Here is a 21,678-nt window from a genome sequence, read left to right as displayed (position 1 = left end):
CGTGCGGATCGCGCTCTTCGCCACCTGCCTGGCCGACACCCTCTTCCCGGAGGCGGCCAAGGCGACCGTGCTGCTGCTCGAGCGGCTGGGTCACGAGGTGGTGTTCCCGTTCGAGCAGACGTGTTGCGGGCAGATGCACGTCAACACGGGTTATCAGAAGGAAGCGTTGCCGCTGGTGAAGCGGTATGTCCGGGTATTTGACCCTTATGACGTCATCGTGGCGCCCTCGGGGTCGTGTGTCGGGTCGATTCGGCATCAGCACTCGATGGTCGCGGCGAAGTACGGCGATGCCGGGCTTGCGTCTCGCGCTTCCTCAGTGGGTGAACGCACCTACGAATTGTCCGAACTGCTCATCGACGTCCTGAAGGTCGAGGACGTCGGCGCCTTCTATCCGCACAAGGTCACCTACCACCCGACCTGCCACAGCCTGCGGATGACCCGGGTCGGCGACAAGCCGCTGCGCCTGCTCCGCCAGGTACGCGGCCTGGAACTGGTCGAGCTGCCGGCCGCCGAGCAGTGCTGCGGGTTCGGCGGGACGTTCGCGCTCAAGAACGCCGAGACGTCCACGGCGATGCTCGCCGACAAGATGACGAACATCGTCTCGACCGGGGCGGACGTCTGCTCGGCCGGCGACGCCTCGTGTCTCATGCACATCGGCGGCGGGCTGTCCCGGCTGCGCACCGGCGTGCGCACCGTGCACCTCGCCGAGATCCTCGCGTCGACGGAGTCCTCATGACGACCTTCCTGGGCATGCCCGCGACCGCGCCGCGCGGTGTCGGCAACCTGCGCGGCGACCAGACGTTCCCGCAGGCCGCGCACGACGCCCTCGGGAACGCGCAGATGCGCCGCAACCTGCGGCACGCCACCACGACGATCCGCGGCAAGTCCGGCAAGGTGATCGGGGAGCTGCCGGACTGGCAGCTCCTGCGCGACGCCGGATCGGCGATCAAGACGGACGTGATGTCCCGGCTCCCCGAGCTGCTGGAGCAGCTGGAGGAGCGGGTCACCGAGGCCGGTGGCGTGGTGCACTGGGCCGCCGACGCGAACGAGGCCAACGCGATCGTCACCCGCCTCGTCCGCGAGACCGGTTCCGATCGCGTCATCAAGGTCAAGTCGATGGCGACCCAGGAGATCGGGCTCAACGAGGCCCTCGAGGAGGCCGGCATCGCGCCGGTCGAGACCGACCTGGCCGAACTCATCGTGCAGCTCGGCCACGACAAGCCCAGCCACATCCTGGTGCCGGCGATCCACCGCAACCGCGCGGAGATCCGGGAGATCTTCCTGCGCGAGATGCCGGGCGTCGACCCCGCTCTCACCGACGACCCGCCGGTGCTCGCCGCGGCCGCCCGGCGCTACCTGCGCGAGACGTTCCTGTCCACCAAGGTGGCGGTGAGCGGCGCGAACTTCGCGATCGCCGAGACCGGCACCCTCGCCGTCGTCGAGTCCGAGGGCAACGGCCGGATGTGCCTCACCCTGCCGGACACCCTGATCACCGTGATGGGCATCGAGAAGGTGCTGCCCACCTGGCAGGACCTCGAAGTGTTCCTCCAGCTGCTGCCGCGGGCGTCGACCGGGGAGCGGATGAACCCGTACACGACCATGTGGACCGGCGTGACGCCCGGCGACGGCCCGCAGAACTTCCACCTGATCCTGCTGGACAACGGTCGTAGTGCCGTTCTCGCGGACACCGTGGGCCGCTCGGCGCTGCACTGCATCCGCTGCTCGGCCTGCCTCAACGTCTGCCCGGTCTACGAGCGCGCGGGCGGCCACTCCTACGGCTCGGTCTATCCCGGACCGATCGGCGCGGTGCTGTCCCCGCAGCTCACCGGCATCGAGGACAACGCGAGCCTGCCCTACGCGTCCTCGCTCTGCGGCGCCTGCTTCGACGCCTGCCCCGTCAAGATCGACATCCCGTCGCTGCTGGTGCACCTCCGCAACGAGGCGCCACACCCGCGGTCCGAGCGCGCCGCGATGGCGGCGGCGGCGTCGGTGATGGACAAACCCCGGGTGTACGCGTCGGCGCAGCGGGCGGCCAAGCTGGCCAGGATCGCGGGGCGGCGGGGCCGGGGGCTGCCGCCACCGCTCTCCGGCTGGACGGCGGGGCGCGACCTGCCGGAATTCCCCTCCCAGACGTTCCGTGACTGGTGGGCCGGCCGATGAGCGCAGCTCGGGACCTGGTCCTCGGCCGGGTGCGCAACGCCCTGCGGGACGCGCCGGTCGCGCCGCCGGTGCCGCGGGACTACCGGCCGGCCGGGCGGCCCGCCTCGCTGGAGACGCTGATCGACCGGCTCGTCGACTACAAGGCGGTCGTCCACCGGATCCGGGAGGAGGAGATCGCCGCCACCGTCTCCGGGATCGTGAGCGGGACGGTCCTCGTACCCCCGGGTCTTCCGCACGAATGGCGCCCGGCCGGCGCCCTGCAGGACGACGGGCTCGCGCAGGATCGGATCGCCGGGGCCGACGCCGTGCTCACCGCCGCGGCCGTGGCCGTCGCGGAGACCGGGACCATCGTCCTGGACGGCTCGCCCGACCAGGGCCGGCGCATCATCACGCTGCTCCCGGACGTGCACTTCTGCGTGCTGCGGCCGGAGCAGGTGGTGGCGGCGGTGCCGGACGCGGTCGGCCGGCTCGAGCCGCGGCGGCCGCTCACCTGGATCAGCGGGCCGTCGGCGACGAGCGACATCGAGCTGAATCGGGTCGAGGGGGTGCACGGGCCGCGCCACCTGCACGTGCTGTTGCTTGCGGCTTAGCGTCACTGTGGACTCATGGCTGGTGTGCGGGTTCCACCGCGCTGGGTCGAGCGGCTCGCTTGGCGTACCCATCGCGCGATATATGGGATTTCACGCGGACATCTCGGGCTCTGGCGTCCCCGTCCGGGGCGCTGGGGCGCCATGCGGCTCACCGTGGTCGGCCGGCGCAGTGGCCGGGAGCGCGGGGTCATCCTGGCGTACCTCGAGGACGGTCCGAATCTGGTCACCCTCGCCATGAACGGGTGGCACGCCGGCGAGCCGCTGTGGTGGCTCAATCTGCAGGCGCATCCGGCGGCGCGGGTCGAGCTGCGCGGCGAGGTGCGGCGGGTGCGGGCGCGCGCCGCCTCCGGCAGCGAGCGCGAACGGCTGTGGTCCATCTTCCGGGGGATCGACCGGCATCTTGACGCGTACGCGGCGCTGCGGCCCTCGGAGACCGCTGTGGTGGTGCTGGAACCGGCCTAGAGTGAGCCCGTGACGGTTGTCGATTGGCTGCTCGACGCGGATCCGAGTATGCGGCGGCTGGTGCAGCGGGATCTGCTCGGGGTGACGCCGGAACCGCGTGCCCTGGTGGAGCGGACCGGGTGGGGGGCCCGGTTGCTGGCGCTGGCCGGGCCGGACGGGCTCTGGGACGGCGGGGCATGTTTCCCTTTCTCCTTCACATTCTCCGAGCCGGGCCAGCCGTGGACGGCGACGTTGCACACCCTGCAGACATTGCAGATCCTCGGCCTCGATCCGATGTCCGATTCCGCCCAGCGGATCATCGGACTGATCGCGGCGCACGGCCGGTGGGAGCACGACGGCCAGCGGTACTTCGACGGCGAGGTGGAGCCGTGCATCAACGGCCGGACCATCGAGGCCGGGGCGTACTTCGGGGTGTCGGTGGGGCCGCTCGTCGAACGGGTCCTCGGTGAGCAGCTCGCCGACGGCGGATGGAACTGCTACCCCTCGCCCCGGTCGTCGTTCGACACGACCCTGTGCGTACTCGACGGGCTGCTGGCCTTCGAACGGGCCACCGGCGGCTCGGAGGAGGTGCGGGAGGCCCGCCGCCGCGGCGAGGAATACCTGCTCGCGCGCGAGCTGTTCCGCCGGCTCTCGACCGGCGAGGTCGTGTCGCCGGGCTACCTGTCGTTCGCCTTCCCGTACTACTGGCACTACGACGTGCTCCGGGCCCTCGACTACTTCCGGCAGGCCGGCGGGTTCGACCCGCGGATGGCGGCGGCGGTCGAGGTGGTGCGGTCGAAGCGGCAGCCGGACGGGACGTGGCTGCTGGATCGGATCCACCCGGGCCGGGTGTTCTTCGACTTCGAGGAGGCGGGCCGGCCCAGCCGGTGGAACACCCTGCGGGCCATGCGGGTGCTGGATTGGGCGCGTTCCTCCGCGGTGGGGGATTTAGGCTGATCTTCATGAGGATGCTGGCTGGCAGGTTGCACCTGAAGGAACGTTCGCTGCGGATGGAGACGGTGGAGGTGCCGGAACCGGGGGCGGACGACGTTCTCGTCAAGGTGGCCGCCGCGGGGGTCTGCCTGTCCGACGTCCATCTGATCGAGGGCGGGCTCACCCCTCGGCTGCTGGACGGCGACGTGGTCACTCTCGGACACGAGACCGCCGGGACCGTCGATCGCGTGGGGGAGCGGGTCGAGGGGTGGAAGCTCGGGGATCGGGTGCTGCTCCAGGCCGGGCAGCGGGATCGGCGCGGAACCGTGTTCACCCGGGGCGTCGACTACGACGGCGGGTGGGCCGAGTACACCGTGGCGCGGGCCGACACGCTCGTCGCGATCCCCGACGACCTGCCGTTCGAGCAGGCCTGCATCATCCCGGACGCGGTCTCCACGCCGTGGGCGGCGATCACCGCCACCGCGCAGGTCAGGGCCGGTGATCCGGTCGCCGTCTGGGGTGTCGGCGGGCTCGGCGCGCACGCCGTCCAGCTGCTGCGGCTGATCGGGGCGGCCCCGGTGATCGCCGTCGACCCGCTCGGCCCGGCCCGGGAGCGGGCGCTCGCCCTCGGCGCCGACGTCGCCCTCGACCCGGCAGCGGACGGCTTCGCCGAGCGGGTGCGGGAGCTCACCGGCGGCCTGGCGGTGGCGTTCGACTTCGCCGGGGTGCCGGCCGTGCGCGAGCAGGCACTGACCGTTCTCGGACGAGGCGGAAAGCTCGTCCTCGCCGGGATCGCCAACAAGCCGATCACCATCGGGTCGGACAGCTTCTTCAACTACCTGGAGCTGTCCATCCACGGTCACTACGGCTCGGACGCCTCGCACGTGGAGGAACTGGTCCGGCTGGCCGGTCAGAAGCGCCTCGATCTGGCCGCCTCGATCAGCGACGTGGTGCCGCTCGCCGAGGCGCCGGCCGCGGTCGAGCGTTTGCAGCGCAAGGAGGGCAATCCGATCCGCTTGATCCTGAGGCCCTGATTCCCGGAGGACCCACGCGGGCCGCGAGTGGAGCCACCCGTCGCGGTCCGCACGCTTCAGCCTAGCCTCCTAGGACGCCTGGTTTTGGCACTTGGTTGGGCGGTTGGTCGGGCCGTTTGTTGGGCCGTTTGTTGGGCCGTTTGTTGGGCCGTTTGTTGGGCCGTTTGTTGGGCCGTTTGTTGGGCCGTTTGTTGGGCCGTTTGTTGCGGCCTAGCCTCCTAGGACGCCTGAAGGCCTCCCAGTGGACTTCGTTGATGTCCGGGGTGTGTACGGTGCTTGACCGGGCATCGACGAGGGGGAGTTCGTGATGCGGGGGAAACTTGCGGTCGCCGGTGGTGTGCTGCTGCTCGCCGTGGCCGGGTGCGGGGGCGGTGACGCGGATACCGGATCGGGTCTGGCCGATCCGGTGGGGCGGGGGTTTCCGATCGTGACGCCGCCTTCGGGGTCGCAGCCGTCGTCGTCGAGTGAGTTGTCGCCGATCCCGGTGGAGGAGACTGCGGGGGCGGCCGGCATGGGACCTGCGGGCACGGGGACCGCGAGGCCCTCGGCAACGCCGGGTGCGGTGGGGGCGCCGTCCCGGTCGGACGCGGCGGTCACCCGGCCGGCCGCTGAGGCGCCGTCTCCTTCGCCTGCGGTCATCAGCGGGTATTCGGCCTGCTCCGAGAAGGGCGGGGTGGCCCTCACAGCGACTTTCGCCGATGGGTACGACTATCGGCACGTCTTCCTCGACACCGACGGTGATCCGTCCACGGGGTATCGGGTGGACGGGGTCGCGGGTGGGTTCGGCGCGGAGTACATGATCGAGGACGATGGTCTGTTCAAGTCGTCCGGGGCGGACTGGTCGTGGAAAGAGGTCGGCGGGGGCGGGCCGCTCGTGTCGGAGGACGCGGGGACGTACCGGTGGCGGGTCAAGCCCGCCTACGCCGGTGACGAGGTGGTGTTCGGCGCGGCCACGGACGGCGGGGACGAGGTGACGTCGCCGGTGGTGCCGGTCGAGGCCTGCTGACGGTTCCTCGTGCCCTTCGTGCGGCCGGCGCCGTCTCCGGGCCGGGGCGGCACGGGCGGGCGCGGTGTCAGGCTCTGGTCAATGCAGGCCGGGGCGGGCCCGTCGTCAGCTCGGCGGCCAGGGTGCGCATCGTGCCGGTGACCTCGCCGGAGTGGGTCTTCAGGTCGCGGAGGAGGTCGGGGGCGGCCTCGGGATGCCGGTGGGCGCGGTCCTCCAGGTCGGCGCAGATCGCGGCGAACTCGTTGGCGCCCAGCGTCGACGAGGAGCCCTTCAGGCCGTGCGCGAGGCGGGCCAGGGTGCGGGTGTCGCCGGCGGTGGCGGCATGCTCCATCCTGCCGAGCACGCCGGGCAGCCGGTCGGCGAAGTTGCCGAGGATCCCGGCCAGCCGCTCGCGGTCGTCCGGGACGGTGCCGGCGATCGCATCGACGCAGGCCCGGATGCTCGCGGGCTCGGTCAGATCAGGCCCCGGCTGAGGACCGAGACCCGCCAATCGTACGTCGGCGTGCGCGGCGGCGGCCGCCAGCACGACATCGAGGTCCGTCTCGTCGATGGGCTTCGCGAGGAAGCCGTCCATGCCGGCGGTCCGGCTCGCCTTCCGGTCGTCGACCAGGGCGTTCGCGGTGAGCGCGACGATCCGCGGTGCGCCGTGCGGGGGCGGGTCGGCGCGGATCAGGCGGGTCGCGTCGAGACCGTCGAGGACCGGCATCTGCACGTCCATGAGCACCAGGTCGTACCGGGTCCGCATGACGGCCTCGACCGCCGCCTCGCCGTCGTCCACCATGTCCACCCGGTGACCCCGGCGTTCGAGCAGCAGCTGGGCCACCCTCTGGTTGACCGGGTTGTCCTCGGCCACCAGCACCAGCAGGGAACGGGCATGGTCGGCGGGACCCGGCGCGCTCGGGACTCCGGCGTACAGAATCGGCCTTTGATCTTGAACCTCACCCAGCCGCAGCGTCACCGCGAAGGTCGACCCGTGCCCCGGCTGGCTGTCCGCCGTGATGCCGCCGTCCATCTTCTCGGCGAGGCGCTGGCTGATCACGAGGCCGAGGCCGGTGCCCTCGTAGCTGCGCGCGGTCGAGGCGTCGACCTGGCTGAAGGGAAGGAAGAGACGGCCCATGCGATCTGCGGGAATGCCGATCCCGGTGTCGCGCACGGCCAGCCGGATCGCGATCCTCCCGTGCTCGCGCGCGGCGAGATCCGGCGCCGCCGAGACCGCCACCGTGACGGCGCCGTGCTCGGTGAACTTGACCGCGTTACCGAGAAGGTTCACCAGGATCTGCCGGATCCGGGCCTCGTCGCCGCTGACCACTTCCGGACAATCGGGGGCGAAGTGGCTGGACAGGTGCAGGCCCTTCGCGTCGGCCGTGAGCGCCACCAGGTTCATCGCCTGCTGCACGCACGCCCGCAGCGCGAACGGCTGCTCGTCGAGCGCCAGCTCGCCCGCCTCGATCTTGGAGAAGTCCAGCACGTCGTTGATGATCACGAGGAGCGAGGCGCCGCTCGCGTGCACGGTCTCCACCAGCTCCCGCTGGCGCTCGTCGAGATCCGTCTCCATGAGCAGGCCGGTCATGCCGATCACGGCGTTCATCGGCGTACGGATCTCGTGGCTCATGGTCGCCAGGAACGCCGACTTCGCCGCGGTGGCCGCCACCGCCTCGTCGTGGGCCTCCAGGATCGCGCTCATCGACGCGTTCACGGCCTGCGCCATCTGCGCCAGCTCACGGGGCGACGTGACCTCGGCGCGCCGCGTCAGATCACCCTCGACCACCCGCTGCGCCGCCGCCGTGACCTGCCCGGCCGGCTCGGTGATCCGCCTGGTGATCCAACGGGCGCAGAGGGCCACCAGGACCGCCGTGGCCACCACGGACCAGAGGATCAGCCAGCGGGTGTTCTGGGCGCTCGCCCGGCTCTCCGCCAGCTTGCGCTCGAGCTGCGTCCGCTCGTGCTGGTGCATCTCGTTCACCAGCGGGAAGATCTGCCCGGCGTCCACCTCCGAGGCGTCCACCTTCTCCTGGATCTGATCCAGCAGCACCTGATGCGTCATGTCCCCGCCGGTGTCCGCGCGAACGTCGGCCAGACGCTGATCGACAGTCGCCCTCGTCTGCCGGAACGCCTCGGTCCACTGCGCCGTCGGCGGGTCCGGGCGACTGAGCGACACCCGGTCGAGCGCCCCGATCGCGTCGCCGAGCCCACCGATCCCCGCGAGCAGCACGTGCGAGTCGCGCATCGGCTCCTGGCCGGCCACCAGCGTGCCGATCCGGGCGTAGGCGCTGAACCCGACGACGGCGAGCGCCGCCAGGGCCAGGGCGAAGCCGGCCGCCAGCATCCGGCCCACGGTCCACCGGGACATGAGATCCACTCTAGGTCGCGGCGGTGGGCATCCGGGTGGGTTATCACTCGGCCCGCCGATCCGCGCCCTACCGTGAGGTGGTGACCTCGGTGCTGGTGGTGGACGACGACCCGACGATCCTGCAGATCGTGGAGGCGGTGCTGCGGTCCGGCGGGCTCGACGTCGCCACGTGCGGTTCGGGGCGGGACGGGCTGGAGGCGGCTCATGAGCGGGTGCCGGACTGTGCCGTGCTCGACGTCGGCATGCCCGGCATCTCCGGACTCGAGGTGTGCCGCGCGCTGCGCGACGACGAGTCGACGGCCGACGTGCCGATCCTGCTGCTGACCGGGCGCGGGCAGTGGCTCGACGTGGCGGCCGGGTTCGACGCGGGCGCCGACGACTACCTGGTGAAGCCGTTCACGGCGCAGGATCTGCTGCTGCGGGTGGAGGCGTTGACGGCGCCGGCGCAGGGGTGACACGAAAGACTTACGGATGTTCTGATCATGCTCCACGCCTAGTAGTCTCAGGCCTATGGATGATCAGATATCTACGGGATGGGGCAGGCGGGTCGTCGAGTTCTGTGAGGCGCTCGGGATTCCGCTGCCGCCGCCGTTGACCGAGGAACAGAAAGCAGAGATTCGCCGGAAGGATCGCGAGGCCGACGAGCGGGCCAGGGTGATCTACGCCCGCCGGAGAGCCGGCGAGCCGTGACCGATCGGCGGCCGAGGGTCCTGGACGCCTCGGCGTTGGTCGAGCTGTGCCAAGGCAATCCCGACCTGCTGGGGCGCCTCGACGACATCGAGGGTGAATACGTCTTCGCCGTTCCGACCGTGGCGATCGCCGAGGCGCAGGCGGTCATGGCGCTGACCTCAACCTCATGGGAAGTCGTGATCGGTCGGCCCCAGGTCTCCGAGCTGCCGCTGTCCGCTCTGGCGGCGGTCGATGCCGGTGACATCGCGCGGGCCAGGCTCCTCCATCACCCGGTGCACACCGCGTTGATCGGGCCGCTGATGGTCGGCCATGTGATCCGCGAGGCCAAGGTGATGGGCGGCGTGGTGATGACCCGTGTTCCCGAGGCGTACGGAGCCTACGACGTCTCGATCACGGTGATCGAATAGTCGTCAGCCGGTGCCGGTGAAGCGTCGTCGGCAAAGCGGGCTCCTGCGGATCGGCCAGCGGCCACAATGCGAACATGAGCAAGGTAACGGGGCGAAGCCGGGCCAACGGCCGCATTCGGTGGATCGGCGCCGGGATCGTCCTGGTGGGCGCGGTCGCCGCGGGCGTGACGCTCGCGGTCGCCCGGGACGACGAGGCGGCGACCACGGCCCGGCTCGTGACCGTGGCGGCGGATCGGGGTGCGGTGACGCTCGACGTCGCCACCACCGGGACGGTGGAGCCCGCCACCACCCGGAGTCTGTCGTTCGCCGTGGCGGGGACCGTCGAGTCGATCGCGGTCCGGGCCGGGAACCGGGTCGCCGAAGGGGATGAGCTCGCCCGCCTCGACGACGTGGACGCGGCCGAGGACGTGAGCGACGCGCAGACCAAGCTCGCCGAGGCCCAGGCGCGGCTGACCGAGGCCCGGGAGAGCGCGGCGATGGCTACGGCCAGTGCCACGGTCTGCGCGGTGGAGACGCGGACCGGGGGACCCGTGGTGGCCGGCCGGGCGGCGGCCGAGCCGATGCCCGCGCCGAAAGCGGCCGTCCCGACGACGGTGGCGCCGGCGCAGGCCGGGGGAGCGCAGGTCGGAAGAGCGCAGGCCGGGAGAGCGCAGGCCGGGGGAGCGCAGGCCGGAAGAGCGCAGGCCGGAAGAGCGCAGGCCGGGGGAGCGGCGGCCGGGGGAGCGGTGGCGGAGAGCCCGCAGCCGGCGGAGGGGGCGCGGGCGGTAGCGGGGGCCGCGGCCGCGGCGGCGCTCTATGGGGGACGGATCGCGCAGGCCGGAGACGGAATCGGACCGATTGCGGACGTGGCTGAAGCCGGCGCGCCCATGGCCCAGGCTGAGGAACTGCAGGCCGCCGCGACCGCGGCCACCGTCTGTGCCACCCAGGGATATCCGGGCAGCGGCAACGATCAGGTCCTCACCGCCGAGCAGGCCGTCAACAACGCCGAACTCTCGCTCGTCAAGGCGCGGGAGGCCCTCGACGGCACCGTGATCAAGGCGCCGATCGCCGGCACCGTCCTCACCGTCGGCGGAAGCGTCGGGGACCAGGTCAAGGGCGGGTCGACGTTCGTCGGGCTGGCCGACACGTACGACATGCAGGTGTCCGCCGAGTTCCCCGAGGCCGACGCCGGATCGCTGGCGAAGGGGCAGGCCGGCACGGTGACGCTCGCCGACTCCGACGCGTCGTACGAGGCCAAGGTGGTCCAGGTCGACCCGGTCGGCACCTCCGACGGCACGCTGGTCCGGTACGGGGTGCTGCTCGCCTTCACGGCCGCGCCGGAGGGGCTGCTCGTCGGGCAGAGCGCTCAGGTCCGGGTGCGCACCGGGGAGGTGGCGGAGGTGCTGCGGGTGCCGTCCACCTCCGTACACGACATCGCCGGTGAATCGGGGACCGTGCGCATCGCGGGCGGCGCGGACCGGACCGTCACGGTCGGGCTGCGCGGCGACCAGTACACCGAGATAACCGACGGACTGGCCGAGGGCGAACAGGTCGTGCGGTCCTGGTGATCTCGCGGACAAGGCTGCGAGAACCGGACAGAATGCAGATGTGAAAGCGATTCGCCGTCCCAGTACGGCCGTGAACGCCCTGCTGGCACTGCTGATCGTCGGCGCCGCGTTCTGGGGCTGGACGCTGCTGACGGACACCGGCTCGGACACCGGGGCGAACGCGTCGGGCGTGCGCACCCTCACCGTCGAGCAGGGCACCGTCACGAGGACGGTCGAGGCGGACGGCAGCGTGGCGAGCGCGTCGACGGCGACCGCCACGTTCGGCACCGCGGGCACGGTCACCGCGATCAAGGTGAAGGTCGGCGACAGGGTGACGTCCGGGCAACTGCTGGCGCAGGTGGACGCCACCGGCGCGGAGCGCTCCCTCGGCCTGGCCGAGGCGAACCTGGCCGCCGCCCGGGACGCGCTCGGCCGGGCGCAGGCCGCCGGCACCGACACGAGCAGCGCCACGAACGAGGTCACCCAGGCGGAACTGGCCGTCGACGAGGCGGAGGCGGCGGTCGCCGGCACCCGGCTGACCGCGCCGATGGCCGGGACCGTGACCGCTGTCAACGGCACGCTCGGCGGCCCGAGCAGCACCTCCGGGCAGGACGCGAGCGCGGGCTTCGTCGACATCGCGGACCTCGGCAAGCTTCAGATCACCGCGGCGTTCGCCGAGGCCGACGCCACCGAGCTGAAGGAGGGCCAGTCCGCCACGGTCACCTGGAACGCCCTCCAGGGCGCCGAGACCACCGGCCGGGTGATCGCCGTCGACCCCACCGCGACGACCGAGAACGGCGTGGTCACGTACGGGGTGACCGTCTCCCTGCCGAACCCTCCCGGCGGCGCCAGGCCCGGCCAGACCGTGACCGTCTCGGTGATCACCGGCAACGTCGAGAACGCCGTCCTGGTCAACTCCGCGGTCGTGAGCACCGCAGGGAACCGGCACACGGTCACGGTCCTCGGTGTGGACGGCGAGCAGGAGTCCCGGCCGGTGCAGGTCGGACTCGAGGGCGATGACGCGTACCAGATCACCTCAGGTCTCACCGCAGGTGAGCGAGTGATCGTCCCGACCGTGACCACCTCCTCGGCCTCGACCACCCCGCGACAAGGCGGAATCGGCGGCGGTGGAGGCGGCGCCCCACCGGGTGGGCGCTGACCATGGCGGTCCTGGACGTCCGCGACCTCACCAAGATCTACGGCGGCGGCGAGACCGCGGTGCGCGCCCTCGACCACGTGTCGCTGGAGGTCGAGCGCGGTGAATACGTGGCGATCATGGGTTCGTCCGGATCCGGCAAGTCCACCCTCATGAACGTCCTGGGTTGCCTCGACGTGCCGACGACCGGCACCTACCTGCTGGACGGCGTGGACGTGAGCCGGCTCGCCGACGCGCAGCTCGCGCTGGTGCGGAACCGGCTCATCGGGTTCGTCTTCCAGGCGTTCAACCTGATCCCGCGGACCAGCGCCGCCGCGAACGTCGAGCTGCCCCTCGCCTACTCCGGGATGCGCGCCGCCGAACGCCGCCGCCGCGCCCTGTTCAGCCTCGATCTGGTCGGTCTCGCCGACCGGGCCGACCACGAGCCGCATCAGCTCTCCGGCGGTCAGCAGCAGCGCGTCGCGGTCGCCCGCGCCCTGGTCACCGAGCCGGCGCTGCTGCTCGCCGACGAGCCGACCGGCAACCTGGACAGTCACGCCACCGAGGAGGTGCTCAGCGTGTTCGACGACCTGAACGCGGCCGGCCGCACCATCGTGCTGATCACCCACGAGGACGACGTGGCGGCGCACGCGGATCGGGTGGTGCGCCTCCTGGACGGCCGGATCATCTCCGACGCGCACCGGGAGAGCGTGAGGCACGCGGCATGAATCTCCCCGAGATCGTACGGTTCGCGCTCCGTGGCATCGGCGCCGACAAGCTGCGCTCGGCGCTCACCATGCTCGGCATCCTGATCGGCGTCTCCGCGGTCATCCTGCTGGTCGCCGTCGGCAACGGCTCGGCGCGGGCCGTCACCGAGCGGATCGAGGCGCTCGGCACCAACACGCTGACCATCATGGGTACGAGCCGAGGATCCGGTTTCGACGACGAGGTGGCGGAGGCGCTCGACGATCCGGTGCTCGCACCCGACGTGGAATCCGTGTCACCGGTGGTCAGCACGTCGGCGACGCTCACGTACGAGGGCGCCGACCACGCGATCGGCTCGTTCGTCGGCACCACGCCGGGCTGGTTCACCGCCTCCGACTTCCCGGTCGCGACCGGCGCCGCCTTCACCGCCGACGACGAGGCGCAGGCCCGCCGGGTCGTCGTGATCGGCCGGACCGTGGCCGAGGAGCTGTTCGGCGGCGTCGACCCGGTCGGCGCGCAGGTCACCGTCGGCGGCGCGCTGTTCACCGTGGCCGGGGTGCTGGCCGAGAAGAGCTCGTCCGGATTCCAGGACGCGAACGACACCGCTGTCGCGCCGATCAGCGCGGTCCGGCAGGTGCTCGCCGGGTACGGGCCGCTCAGCTCGATCCTGGTGGAGTCGCGGAGCCCCGAGACGGTCGCCGCCGCCCAGTCCCAGATCGCCACGATCCTGAACCGGCGGATGGACTCCGGCGCGTACCGGATCCAGAACGCGTCGCAGCTGCTCGAGACGCAGACCGAGACCGCCGGCACGTTCACGACGCTGCTCGGCGCGGTCGCCGCGATCAGCCTGCTCGTGGGCGGCATCGGGATCACGAACATCATGCTGGTGACGGTCACCGAACGTACCCGTGAAATCGGCATCCGGAAAGCACTGGGCGCGCCCCGCCGGGTGATCCTCGGCCAGTTCCTCGTCGAAGCGACGCTGCTGAGTGTTATCGGTGGAGGTCTGGGCGTCGCGGCCGCCGTGATCGGCAGCCGCTTCGAGATCGCCGGCGTGCGGCCGGTGATCGTGCCCAGCTCGGTCGCGCTCGCCCTGGGCGTCTCCGTGCTCATCGGACTGTTCTTCGGTGGGCTGCCCGCCGCCCGCGCCGCCCGGCTCCGGCCGATCGACGCCCTGCGCTACGAGTGAGGACCGATCCGTGCCTTCTCCCCCTTCTCCTCCCGATGACGACACCGCGGTGCTGCCGCGCACCTCCTCCGCGGACGAGGATCTGAGCAGCGCGATCGCGGCGGCCGCCCCGAAGCGCTGGTGGAACCGGACCACCCTGGCCCTGCTCGGCCTGGTCCTGGCGATCGGCGGCTTCCTCGGCGGCGTGCAGGCCCAGGAGCGCTGGGGGGAATCCTCCGCGCCCGCCTCCCCCCGCCCCGCCGGCAGCGTCGCGCCCGGCGGCGGGATGCGCCAGAGCCCCGGCACGTCGGGAACGGTCAAACTGGTCGACGGGACGACGCTCTACGTGCAGACCGCGGAGGGCGAGACCATCACCGTACGAACGACCGACACCACCGCGGTGAAGCTCGCGCAGACGACGACGCTGGACCAGCTGACCACCGGCCAGCAGGTGACCGTCCAGGGCGCCACCGACGCGGACGGCATCGTCACCGCGACCACGGTGACCGCCGGCTGACGCTCATTCCCCCACGTAGCGCAGCAGTTCCGCACGTTCGGTCGGCGGCGTGCCCCGGTGTTCGAGATAGCTCGCGACGGCTTTCGCGAGCACCGCCTGATCCATGTCGGGACGGCCGTCGATGAGCCGGATCAGGTCGGAGGGCTCCACGCTGTCCCAGGCCAGATATTCGTAGTCCGTCAAGGTGTCGAGAAGTTCCGCGACGAGGTCGTCACTCACGTGCTTCCCCGCGAATTCCCGCACCATCTCCGGCGCGCTCCTCGCACTGCCGACGTCATCGGATTCCCAGGTCAACTCCGACAGTGCTTTCAGCCGGGGATCGTCGTGCAGGCGGGAGGACTTCTCCAGGAGGATGGAACCGAGCGGCTCCCTGCTCGCCCGATCTCTCGCCAGAGTCAGATACCGGGTGAGGAACCCGGCCAGGTCGCGGTGGACCGGCGCCTCGTCCCGCCACCAATCCTCGCTCGCCAGTCCGGCGTCGGCCGGCAGCGGTGACGGGGCCAGCCGGAAGTCAGGGCTGACGAAACCGTCCTCCACGGTGGTGAAGGCCAGGCCGGCGATCTCGGTCGGCCAGATCGAATCGCCGAGGACGCCGTGCGTCCTCCGGGCCAGCTTGCCTTCGACGGCGTTCACGGCCCCGGCGGATCCGACCGACGCGAGCCCTCCGCGAGGGCCGCGAAGGTGTGCCGGATCAGATCCAGGGTGGCTTCGAAACCGCGCGCCGGGGTCGGCAGCGGGAACGAGCCTTTGCGGATCTCGCGGGTGAGGCCGTCCGTGCCACGGCCGGTGATCAGTTCGCGCTCGGCCGGGCTCAGGTCCAGCTCACGGTAGAGGTCGGCGGCCACCGCCTCGAACGCGTCGAAGAACGCGGACAGGCCGAGCGTCGTGTGGGCCGCCTCCAGTAGTTCCAGATGCGGCTTTCCGGCATTGCTCTTGATCCGTCCGGCGACGGTGTCGGTGATCTGACGGATCTGTGAGATCAGCTCGGTCTTCGGGTCGATGAGGGCGAGGGATCCGAATGCGGTGAAGGGCGCCGCTGCCAGCAGAAAGCCGCCGAGAGCCCGGTCCAGCCGGGCGATGCGGGCGTCGTCGCGGGCGACGATGCGCAATGCTTCGGCATAGGTCATCGGCGCGATGCGGTTCACGGAACCGACCCTGGCAGTGGCTCGGATCCATTGTCAACGTGCCGTGTTCCCGGCGTTTCTCGCGGTGGTTGGTAGCGTCGTACAACACATCGCCGGTGGGGGAGGGGGAACATGGACTCCGTGGATCTTCCCGGCTGCTGTCCTCGCGCGGAGCTCGGGATCGCGGTCGTGGGGCGGTCATCGGATGCGGTCACCGTGGCGGTGCGCGGGGAGATCGACATGGACAACGGGGAGCATCTGCGGCACGTGCTGCTGGGGGTGCTCGAGGCGGTGCCGAAGGTGCTGTGCGTCGACATGTCCGGGGTGACGTTCCTCGGCTCGGTGGGGTTGCGGGTGCTCGTCGAGTGCCATACGACGGCGCAGGACCGGGCCCGTCAGCTGGTGCTGGAGGACGTGCGGGAGTGGGAGCGGAGGGTCATCGCCATGGCCGGGCTGGACGAGCTGTTCGAGTTCCGCGGTTCCTGACTCACGACCGCCGGCCGCGGTACCGGCGGATCATGACGTAGGCGACCGCCACCGCGAAGGCGTCCACCGTGATCAGCAGGCCGGGCCAGCTGAAGAGCAGCATGACCAGCGGCACGGCCAGGAACAGCAGGATGCAGAGCACTGCCACGGTGGGAAAGGGCACGTCCGGCGCGGGCGGCTCGAACTGGCGTTCCAGGTCGGCGAGGATGCGGCGGTCTCGATCGGAAAGCATCGATGGACTCCCGGGAGTCTTCAATGGTGAGTGCTTACCCGATTTCGGCCGCCGCAAACCTCACGGACGGGTGAAGCGCAGGACCTCTCCGCCCCGGGCGCCGGTGATCTCGCCGCCGTCGACCGCGACGACGCCGTTGACCAGCACGGTGTCCACGCCGGTGGCGAGCTGCCAGGGCCGCTCGTAGGTGGACCGGTCGATGATCCGGTCCGGGTCGAGGACCACCAGGTCGGCCGCCGCGCCGACCGCGATGCGGCCACGGTCGCCGAGCCGGGTCCGGCCGGCCGGCCGGCAGCGTCGTCGACTTGCGGACCGCCTCCTCCAGGGTGAGCACGTGCTCCCCTCGTACGAAATGGCCCAGAGCGCGAGCGAAAGTCCCGAAGCTGCGGGGATGCGGGGTGCCGATGCCGGAGGCATCGAGAACCCACCCGTCGCTGGCGACCGCCGACAGCGGAGACGCGAGCACCGCCCGGACGTCCTCCTCGGCCATCGCGTGGTTGACGATCGCGACGTCGCCGTTCCCGGCCAGCACCGCGATCACCACGTGGGCCGGCTCCATGCCGGTCGCCGCGCCGATCTCGGTGAGCGAGCGGCCCGCCTGCTCCCGGAACGGGCCCGGACCCAGTTCGGCCAGCACGATCCCGGCCGGGTCGATGTCGCGGCCGAAGCGCTCGCGCAGGCCCTCGACCACCCGCGCGCGCTCCTCCGGGGTCGGCGAGGCGTCGCGCCACGGCGGGGGCGCCGCCTTCGAGCGCCCACGCCGGGAGGCGCGAGGCCAGGGAGGTGCTCGATGCCGTGTACGGGTAGACGTCGCAGGCCACGTCCAATCCGGAGGCCCGGGCGTCACCGATCATCGCGAGGGCCTGCCGGGCCTTGCCGTGGTTGCCGGGCCCCATGCTCTTCAGATGCGAGATCTGGAGCCGGGCGCCGGCCGCGCGCGCCGTCTCGATCGCCTCGGTGATCGCTTCGAGGACGTGGTCGGTCTCGTTGCGGATATGAGTGGAGTAGAGGAGGCCGTGGCGGGCGGCCGTTCGCACCAAGTCCACTATTTCCGCGTTCGAAGCGAAAAGCCCGGGCGGATAGATGAGCCCGGTCGAGAAGCCGAGAACCCCCTGAGCGGCGGCGCGTTCGAGGACCGCCGCTGCATCCACCCGACCACCGGCAGGCCGACCAGCAGCGACACCGCCACGAGCGGCAGCGCGCCGTAGATCAGGTATTGCGGGTATCCGGCGCCGGCTGCCGACATGATCGCCACGTCGGAGCCGGCGAACGGCGCGAGCGCCCGAACGAGGTCACCACCGGCCCGCGCCCGTCGACCAGCCCGACGCAGGCCCGCACGATCACGTCGGCCACCCGGGTCCGGCGCATCACCTCGCCGACCGCCGCGCCCAGCACGATGATCACACCGATCAGCGTGACCTGGTTGCCGGCCGACGCGACCGCGAGCGAGCCCAGCTCGCCGGGGGAGGGCAGCAGCACGAGCAGCGCCGCGAGGGTGCTGACCACGGCGGCCGGCAGCATCGGACTCTTCCGGGTTTCCTCGAGCGTCGTCACACCAGGCCTCCGCCGGCCAGGAGGGCGGCGAGCAGGGCGATGCGCTCACCCACGCCGGACGACGAGACCCATTCGGTACGGGCGTGAGCACCGCCGCCGCGCGGCGCCAAGCCGTCCACGGTCGGCACGCCGAGGGCGCCCGTCGTGTTCGTGTCGGCGGCGCCGTCGGCGGGCCGGCCGTCGATCTCCTGACCGATTCCGGCCGCGATCGCCCGGATCCGTGCCAGCAGCGGCGCGTCCGGGGCCGGCTTCCAGGTCGGCCGGTGCGACAGCAGGTCCGCCGTCACCCGCGCCTTCTCCCGGACCGGCCGCAGCGACCGCAGCAGGCCGATCACCGCCTCCTCGTCCGCCGGGTCGGTGAACCGCAGCCCCAGGTCGGCGTGGGCCTTCCCGGCCACGACGTTGGTCCGCCCGCCACCGGCGATCGTCCCGACGTTGAGCAGGACCGGCCGCTCCGCGACCCCGGCGCGGACCCGCAGGAGCTGATCGACGAGCTCGTCGATGGCGTTCGCGCCGGCGTCCGGGTCGAGCGCCGCGTGCGCCTCCACCCCGGTCACCGCGATGCGGGCGCGGGTGCTGCCGCGCCGGCCGGTCTTGAGGTCGCCGCCCGGGTGCGGCGGTTCCAGGCCGAGCACCGCGGCGGCCCGCGCGGCCTCGGAGCGCACCAGGTCACCGGCGGTCGGTGAGCCGATCTCCTCGTCCGCCACCACGATCACCCGGATCTCCGGGTGCGGCCGGCCGGCCAGCCGCCGGGCCGCTTCGAGGAGGGCGGCGAGGCCGGCCTTCGTGTCGTACACGCCGGGGCCGCGGATCACGTCGCCCTCGGCGGTCCACGGCATGGTCGCGAGCGTGCCGACCGGCCACACCGTGTCGTAGTGGCTGAGCAGCAGGAGGGGGCCGCCGGTCGCACTCGCGCCGCCGCCGGGCGAGGCGGGCAGGGTCCAGAGCAGGTGGTCTCCGGTCGGGTGCGCCTCGCGGGCGACCGTGAACCCGGCGCCGGCCGCGTCCGCCTCGAGCACCTCGGCCAGGGCGGCAAGCGCTCGCGAGTCGCCGGTGGGCGACTCCAGCAACGTGTACCGGTGCAGCGCTTCAAGAGCGGTGGCTGACATATGCGAAACCTAAGTTGCACCATGAGCGTTGTCAACGAGCGGATTTGCGGCCAAGATGACCGACATACGTTCGCTATCTTTGACTGGAGGAGATCATGGTGACGATCCGTGACCTGGCCGGTCTCGTCGAGTGGACGGCGGCCTCGGCGCTCTACCGGTCGGTGTTCGGATACACCGGACCCGAGTGGGGCCTCAGCCCGCGGCTGCTCGCGGCGCTGCGGGAGAACGCCGGCACCGTGATCGGCGCGTTCGGCGCGGACGGCACGCTGATCGGGTTCTGCTACGGGTTCACCGGGGTCGAGGCCGGCGAGATCTACCACTACAGCCAGGCCGCGGTGGTCGCCCCGGCCGCGCAGGGTCTCGGCGTCGGGCGCCTGCTGAAGCAGGCGCAGGCGCGTGCGGCGCGGGCCACCGGGGCGCGCTCCATGAGGTGGACCTTCGATCCGTACGCCCTCCGTAACGCTCATTTCAACTTCACGGTGCTGGGCGCCACGGGGATCCGTTTCCTGCCCGACTTCTACGGCGAACCCGGGACGGACCGGATCCTCGTGGAATGGGGCCTGGAGAGCGGGGCTGCCACTCGTACAAAATCCTCGGACTCTCCTGACTCGAAGAATTGGCTGATGGCCCCCGCGAGTGACCGATTCGCGGCGCCCGAGCCGCAGGATCGCCGCCGGTTGCGGCGGCAGTTGATGGACCGTTTCGCGGCCGGAAGCCGGCTGGCCGGCGTGGCCCGGACCGGCGACGGAGTGGCCTACACGTTCGAGAATGGCTCCTCGTGAACTCCTCTCCCTCCGAGCGCTTCGACCGCAACGTTCAGCGGCGGTCCGCGCAGGTGCTCAAGCAGCGCGTTCTGGAACAGCAGCGGGCCGAATTCGAGAAGGCGCTCGCCTGGGCGGCCGAACAGGACGCCATCGAGCGCGCGGCCGCTCTCATCGTGTCGGCGCGGCGCCGTTTCCTGCTCGGCTACGGAAAGTCGCACAGCTACGCCTCGCTGCTCGCCGCCGACATGAGCGCCGGCCTCTCCGGGGTGCATCTCGTCGACGGCGCGGCGCTGCGGTCGATCGACGTGCTCAGCGACATCCGGCAGGGTGACCTGCTGGTGGCCGTGTCGATGGCGCGCTACCGGCGGGAGACGGTCGAGATCGCGGCGGCCTACGCGCGGCACGGCGGCGACCTGATCCTGGTGACCGACGCCGAGGACGCGCCGCTGTCGTCGATCGCGACGACGAGCATCGTCATCGGTTCGGAGAGCGCCTCCTATGCGAATTCGCCGACCTCGGTCGTGCTCGCCCTGCACCTTCTCGCGACCCTGACCATCGCCAGTTCCAAGGGCGCCGGACGCCGCCTCCGGGAACGCGACGCCCTCGCCGCGGAACTCGGCCTCTACACGGAAGAATCATGACTCGGATCGCGCACGTCTCCCTGCGGCGGGTACGCCTGCCGCTGGTCCACGAATTCCAGACCAGTTCGCACGCGAAGCGGTTCCTCGAGCACATCCTGGTGCGGTACGAGAGCACCGGCGGCGCGGTGGGCTGGGGTGAGATCGCGTCGCCGAGCGGGCCGTTCTATTCGGCCGAGACGGTGTCGTCGTGCTGGGCGGTGGCCCGGGACTTCCTCATCCCGATCGTCCGCGCCACGGAATGGGACCACCCGGCCGCGTTGGCCGGCGCCATGGCGAAGGTGCGCGGCAACCACTTCGCCCGGGCCGGATTCGACATGGCCGCCTGGTCGCTGTTCGCGGCCGCCTCGGACGTGCCGCTGGCCGCGGCGCTCGGCGGGACGCGTGCCCGCGCCGAGGCGGGCGTGTCGCTGGGCATCGAGCCCACCATCGACGCGCTGCTGGAGCAGGTGGCGTCCCGGGTGGCCGAGGGATACCGGCGCGTCAAGCTGAAGATCGCGCCGGGCTGGGACGTCGAGCCGGTCCGCGCCGTGCGCGCGGCCTTCCCGGACGTGCCGGTGCACGTGGATGCCAACGGGGCGTATTCCGAGTCGGACATCGCGGTCTTCTCGTCGTTGGACGAGCTGGGACTGCTCATGATCGAGCAGCCGTTCGCGCCGCGGGCCCTCGTGGCGCACGCCGCGCTGCAGTCGAGGCTGCGGACGCCGATCTGCCTCGACGAGACGGTCGAGGACGTGGACGACCTGGTCACCGCGTTGCGCCTCGGTGCGGGTCGCGTACTCAACATCAAGGTCTCCCGGATGGGAGGTCTCACGCATGCCCTGCGCGCCCACGACGTGGCTCGCGCCGAGGGTGTGCCGGTGTGGTGCGGCGGCATGCACGAGTTCGGGATCGGCCGGGCCGCGAACGTCGCGCTCAGCTCGCTGCCCGGCTTCACGCTACCGTCGGACGTGTCCGGCTCGGACAAGTACTACGCGCGCGACGTCACCACCCGCCCGATCGTCTGCGCGGACGGCTGGGTGGACGTGCCGTCCACGCCGGGGCTCGGATGGGAGCCCGACCGGGAGTTCATCGAGTCCATGACGGTCGACCGGGTGGACGTGTCGTAG

26 protein-coding genes and 1 pseudogene are annotated in these 21,678 nt (G+C 71.6%); 19 read left to right on the top strand and 8 right to left on the bottom strand.

Going from position 1 to position 21,678, the window contains the following annotated elements:
• Window position 1 precedes the first annotated feature (1 nt).
• From AB0G10_RS40545 to AB0G10_RS40520, 6 genes are all read left to right on the top strand, one after another.
• A complete protein-coding gene (locus AB0G10_RS40545; RefSeq protein ID WP_360934929.1) occupies window positions 2–736 on the top strand; it encodes a (Fe-S)-binding protein in 735 nt (244 codons plus the stop codon).
• Entirely contained in the window at window positions 733–2,160 is a 1,428-nt protein-coding gene (locus AB0G10_RS40540) for a LutB/LldF family L-lactate oxidation iron-sulfur protein (protein WP_360934926.1), read from the top strand. Before AB0G10_RS40545 ends, AB0G10_RS40540 begins: the two co-directional genes overlap by 4 nt.
• Window positions 2,157–2,750, top strand: coding sequence for an LUD domain-containing protein (locus tag AB0G10_RS40535; protein ID WP_360934923.1), 594 nt, complete (start codon window positions 2,157–2,159; stop codon window positions 2,748–2,750). The genes AB0G10_RS40540 and AB0G10_RS40535 overlap by 4 nt, the downstream gene beginning before the upstream one ends.
• A 141-nt stretch (window positions 2,751–2,891) precedes the next feature.
• The gene (locus tag AB0G10_RS40530; protein ID WP_360934921.1) at window positions 2,892–3,212 is read left to right on the top strand and encodes a nitroreductase/quinone reductase family protein; all 321 of its coding nucleotides are present in this window, start codon (window positions 2,892–2,894) and stop codon (window positions 3,210–3,212) included.
• 9 nt (window positions 3,213–3,221) lie between these two features.
• Window positions 3,222–4,148 (top strand): hypothetical protein, encoded by a 927-nt coding sequence (locus AB0G10_RS40525; RefSeq protein ID WP_360934918.1) that lies wholly within the window; start codon window positions 3,222–3,224, stop codon window positions 4,146–4,148.
• A gap of 5 nt (window positions 4,149–4,153) precedes the next feature.
• On the top strand, window positions 4,154–5,158 hold the full coding sequence (locus AB0G10_RS40520) for a zinc-binding dehydrogenase (RefSeq protein ID WP_360934915.1): 1,005 nt from the start codon (window positions 4,154–4,156) through the stop codon (window positions 5,156–5,158).
• Between the two features lie 69 nt (window positions 5,159–5,227).
• Here the strand turns inward: AB0G10_RS40520 and AB0G10_RS40515 are convergent.
• Window positions 5,228–5,341: pseudogene (locus tag AB0G10_RS40515) on the bottom strand (PT domain-containing protein); the annotation flags it as partial.
• 124 nt (window positions 5,342–5,465) lie between these two features.
• Between AB0G10_RS40515 and AB0G10_RS40510 the strand changes: the two are divergent.
• Window positions 5,466–6,164, top strand: a complete 699-nt coding sequence (locus tag AB0G10_RS40510) for a hypothetical protein (protein WP_360934912.1) — start codon at window positions 5,466–5,468, stop codon at window positions 6,162–6,164.
• 67 nt (window positions 6,165–6,231) lie between these two features.
• Here the strand turns inward: AB0G10_RS40510 and AB0G10_RS40505 are convergent, their stop codons facing one another.
• Window positions 6,232–8,514, bottom strand: coding sequence for an ATP-binding protein (locus AB0G10_RS40505; RefSeq protein WP_360934909.1), 2,283 nt, complete (start codon window positions 8,512–8,514; stop codon window positions 6,232–6,234).
• Between the two features lie 80 nt (window positions 8,515–8,594).
• Here AB0G10_RS40505 and AB0G10_RS40500 point away from each other — a divergent pair, with 80 nt between their 5' ends.
• The 7 genes from AB0G10_RS40500 to AB0G10_RS40470 all read left to right on the top strand — a co-directional run bounded on the left by AB0G10_RS40500 (window position 8,595) and on the right by AB0G10_RS40470 (window position 14,662).
• Window positions 8,595–8,969, top strand: coding sequence for a response regulator (locus tag AB0G10_RS40500; RefSeq protein WP_360934906.1), 375 nt, complete (start codon window positions 8,595–8,597; stop codon window positions 8,967–8,969).
• Between the two features lie 231 nt (window positions 8,970–9,200).
• Entirely contained in the window at window positions 9,201–9,611 is a 411-nt protein-coding gene (locus AB0G10_RS40495; protein ID WP_360934903.1) for a hypothetical protein, read from the top strand.
• Window positions 9,612–9,685: 74 nt separating this feature from the next.
• Window positions 9,686–11,158, top strand: coding sequence for an HlyD family efflux transporter periplasmic adaptor subunit (locus AB0G10_RS40490; RefSeq protein WP_360934900.1), 1,473 nt, complete (start codon window positions 9,686–9,688; stop codon window positions 11,156–11,158).
• Between the two features lie 40 nt (window positions 11,159–11,198).
• Window positions 11,199–12,296 (top strand): efflux RND transporter periplasmic adaptor subunit, encoded by a 1,098-nt coding sequence (locus AB0G10_RS40485; RefSeq protein WP_360934897.1) that lies wholly within the window; start codon window positions 11,199–11,201, stop codon window positions 12,294–12,296.
• A 2-nt stretch (window positions 12,297–12,298) separates the two neighbouring features.
• A complete protein-coding gene (locus AB0G10_RS40480; protein WP_360934894.1) occupies window positions 12,299–13,000 on the top strand; it encodes an ABC transporter ATP-binding protein in 702 nt (233 codons plus the stop codon).
• Window positions 12,997–14,166: an ABC transporter permease gene (locus AB0G10_RS40475; protein WP_360934891.1), complete on the top strand. Its 1,170-nt coding sequence runs from the start codon at window positions 12,997–12,999 to the stop codon at window positions 14,164–14,166. Before AB0G10_RS40480 ends, AB0G10_RS40475 begins: the two co-directional genes overlap by 4 nt.
• 10 nt (window positions 14,167–14,176) lie before the next feature.
• The gene (locus AB0G10_RS40470; protein WP_360934890.1) at window positions 14,177–14,662 is read left to right on the top strand and encodes a hypothetical protein; all 486 of its coding nucleotides are present in this window, start codon (window positions 14,177–14,179) and stop codon (window positions 14,660–14,662) included.
• Between the two features lie 3 nt (window positions 14,663–14,665).
• On the opposite strand, the gene AB0G10_RS40465 is transcribed toward AB0G10_RS40470, so the two are convergent.
• A complete protein-coding gene (locus AB0G10_RS40465; RefSeq protein ID WP_360934887.1) occupies window positions 14,666–15,295 on the bottom strand; it encodes a hypothetical protein in 630 nt (209 codons plus the stop codon).
• On the bottom strand, window positions 15,292–15,807 hold the full coding sequence (locus AB0G10_RS40460; RefSeq protein WP_360934884.1) for a hypothetical protein: 516 nt from the start codon (window positions 15,805–15,807) through the stop codon (window positions 15,292–15,294). The genes AB0G10_RS40465 and AB0G10_RS40460 overlap by 4 nt, the downstream gene beginning before the upstream one ends.
• 111 nt (window positions 15,808–15,918) lie before the next feature.
• Here AB0G10_RS40460 and AB0G10_RS40455 point away from each other — a divergent pair, with 111 nt between their 5' ends.
• Window positions 15,919–16,272, top strand: coding sequence for an STAS domain-containing protein (locus AB0G10_RS40455; RefSeq protein ID WP_360934881.1), 354 nt, complete (start codon window positions 15,919–15,921; stop codon window positions 16,270–16,272).
• Between the two features lies 1 nt (window position 16,273).
• Here the strand turns inward: AB0G10_RS40455 and AB0G10_RS40450 are convergent, their stop codons facing one another.
• Both AB0G10_RS40450 and AB0G10_RS40445 read right to left on the bottom strand, forming a co-directional pair.
• Window positions 16,274–16,504 carry a DUF3040 domain-containing protein gene (locus AB0G10_RS40450; protein WP_360934878.1) on the bottom strand — a complete coding sequence of 77 codons (231 nt, stop codon included), beginning with the start codon at window positions 16,502–16,504 and terminating at the stop codon, window positions 16,274–16,276.
• Between the two features lie 60 nt (window positions 16,505–16,564).
• On the bottom strand, window positions 16,565–16,921 hold the full coding sequence (locus tag AB0G10_RS40445; RefSeq protein ID WP_360934875.1) for a hypothetical protein: 357 nt from the start codon (window positions 16,919–16,921) through the stop codon (window positions 16,565–16,567).
• Between the two features lie 488 nt (window positions 16,922–17,409).
• On the opposite strand from AB0G10_RS40445, the gene AB0G10_RS40440 reads away from it, so the two are divergent.
• Entirely contained in the window at window positions 17,410–17,712 is a 303-nt protein-coding gene (locus AB0G10_RS40440) for a hypothetical protein (protein ID WP_360934872.1), read from the top strand.
• 1 nt (window position 17,713) lies between these two features.
• Here the strand turns inward: AB0G10_RS40440 and AB0G10_RS40435 are convergent, their stop codons facing one another.
• Window positions 17,714–18,058 carry a hypothetical protein gene (locus AB0G10_RS40435; protein WP_360934869.1) on the bottom strand — a complete coding sequence of 115 codons (345 nt, stop codon included), beginning with the start codon at window positions 18,056–18,058 and terminating at the stop codon, window positions 17,714–17,716.
• Window positions 18,055–19,167 (bottom strand): M20/M25/M40 family metallo-hydrolase, encoded by a 1,113-nt coding sequence (locus AB0G10_RS40430; RefSeq protein ID WP_360934866.1) that lies wholly within the window; start codon window positions 19,165–19,167, stop codon window positions 18,055–18,057. Before AB0G10_RS40430 ends, AB0G10_RS40435 begins: the two co-directional genes overlap by 4 nt.
• 95 nt (window positions 19,168–19,262) lie before the next feature.
• Between AB0G10_RS40430 and AB0G10_RS40425 the strand changes: the two genes are divergently transcribed.
• Genes AB0G10_RS40425 through menC form a run of 3 tightly spaced genes read left to right on the top strand, consistent with a single transcriptional unit; the run spans window position 19,263 to window position 21,678 of the window.
• On the top strand, window positions 19,263–19,949 hold the full coding sequence (locus AB0G10_RS40425) for a GNAT family N-acetyltransferase (protein ID WP_360934863.1): 687 nt from the start codon (window positions 19,263–19,265) through the stop codon (window positions 19,947–19,949).
• Window positions 19,946–20,572, top strand: coding sequence for an SIS domain-containing protein (locus AB0G10_RS40420; protein WP_360934860.1), 627 nt, complete (start codon window positions 19,946–19,948; stop codon window positions 20,570–20,572). Before AB0G10_RS40425 ends, AB0G10_RS40420 begins: the two co-directional genes overlap by 4 nt.
• Window positions 20,569–21,678: an o-succinylbenzoate synthase gene (menC, locus tag AB0G10_RS40415; protein WP_360934857.1), complete on the top strand. Its 1,110-nt coding sequence runs from the start codon at window positions 20,569–20,571 to the stop codon at window positions 21,676–21,678. Before AB0G10_RS40420 ends, menC begins: the two co-directional genes overlap by 4 nt.

The organism is Actinoplanes sp. NPDC023714, assembly GCF_040639855.1.
In the GTDB taxonomy this organism is placed as follows: Bacteria; Actinomycetota; Actinomycetes; order Mycobacteriales; family Micromonosporaceae; genus Actinoplanes.
The sequence above is the reverse complement of the archived record's forward strand: the minus strand, read 5'-3'. Positions and strand labels throughout refer to the sequence as shown.

Coding starts and splice junctions, on each gene's coding strand:
- AB0G10_RS40505 (WP_360934909.1), bottom strand. CDS start 8,514: ATGTCCCGGTGGACCGTGGGCCGGATGCTGGCGGCCGGCTTCGCCCTG.
- AB0G10_RS40490 (WP_360934900.1), top strand. CDS start 9,686: ATGAGCAAGGTAACGGGGCGAAGCCGGGCCAACGGCCGCATTCGGTGG.
- AB0G10_RS40535 (WP_360934923.1), top strand. CDS start 2,157: ATGAGCGCAGCTCGGGACCTGGTCCTCGGCCGGGTGCGCAACGCCCTG.
- AB0G10_RS40530 (WP_360934921.1), top strand. CDS start 2,892: ATGCGGCTCACCGTGGTCGGCCGGCGCAGTGGCCGGGAGCGCGGGGTC.
- AB0G10_RS40455 (WP_360934881.1), top strand. CDS start 15,919: ATGGACTCCGTGGATCTTCCCGGCTGCTGTCCTCGCGCGGAGCTCGGG.
- menC (WP_360934857.1), top strand. CDS start 20,569: ATGACTCGGATCGCGCACGTCTCCCTGCGGCGGGTACGCCTGCCGCTG.
- AB0G10_RS40425 (WP_360934863.1), top strand. CDS start 19,263: ATGGTGACGATCCGTGACCTGGCCGGTCTCGTCGAGTGGACGGCGGCC.
- AB0G10_RS40445 (WP_360934875.1), bottom strand. CDS start 16,921: ATGCCTCCGGCATCGGCACCCCGCATCCCCGCAGCTTCGGGACTTTCG.
- AB0G10_RS40520 (WP_360934915.1), top strand. CDS start 4,154: ATGAGGATGCTGGCTGGCAGGTTGCACCTGAAGGAACGTTCGCTGCGG.
- AB0G10_RS40510 (WP_360934912.1), top strand. CDS start 5,466: ATGCGGGGGAAACTTGCGGTCGCCGGTGGTGTGCTGCTGCTCGCCGTG.
- AB0G10_RS40475 (WP_360934891.1), top strand. CDS start 12,997: ATGAATCTCCCCGAGATCGTACGGTTCGCGCTCCGTGGCATCGGCGCC.
- AB0G10_RS40440 (WP_360934872.1), top strand. CDS start 17,410: ATGCGAGATCTGGAGCCGGGCGCCGGCCGCGCGCGCCGTCTCGATCGC.
- AB0G10_RS40450 (WP_360934878.1), bottom strand. CDS start 16,504: ATGCTTTCCGATCGAGACCGCCGCATCCTCGCCGACCTGGAACGCCAG.
- AB0G10_RS40480 (WP_360934894.1), top strand. CDS start 12,299: ATGGCGGTCCTGGACGTCCGCGACCTCACCAAGATCTACGGCGGCGGC.
- AB0G10_RS40540 (WP_360934926.1), top strand. CDS start 733: ATGACGACCTTCCTGGGCATGCCCGCGACCGCGCCGCGCGGTGTCGGC.
- AB0G10_RS40430 (WP_360934866.1), bottom strand. CDS start 19,167: ATGTCAGCCACCGCTCTTGAAGCGCTGCACCGGTACACGTTGCTGGAG.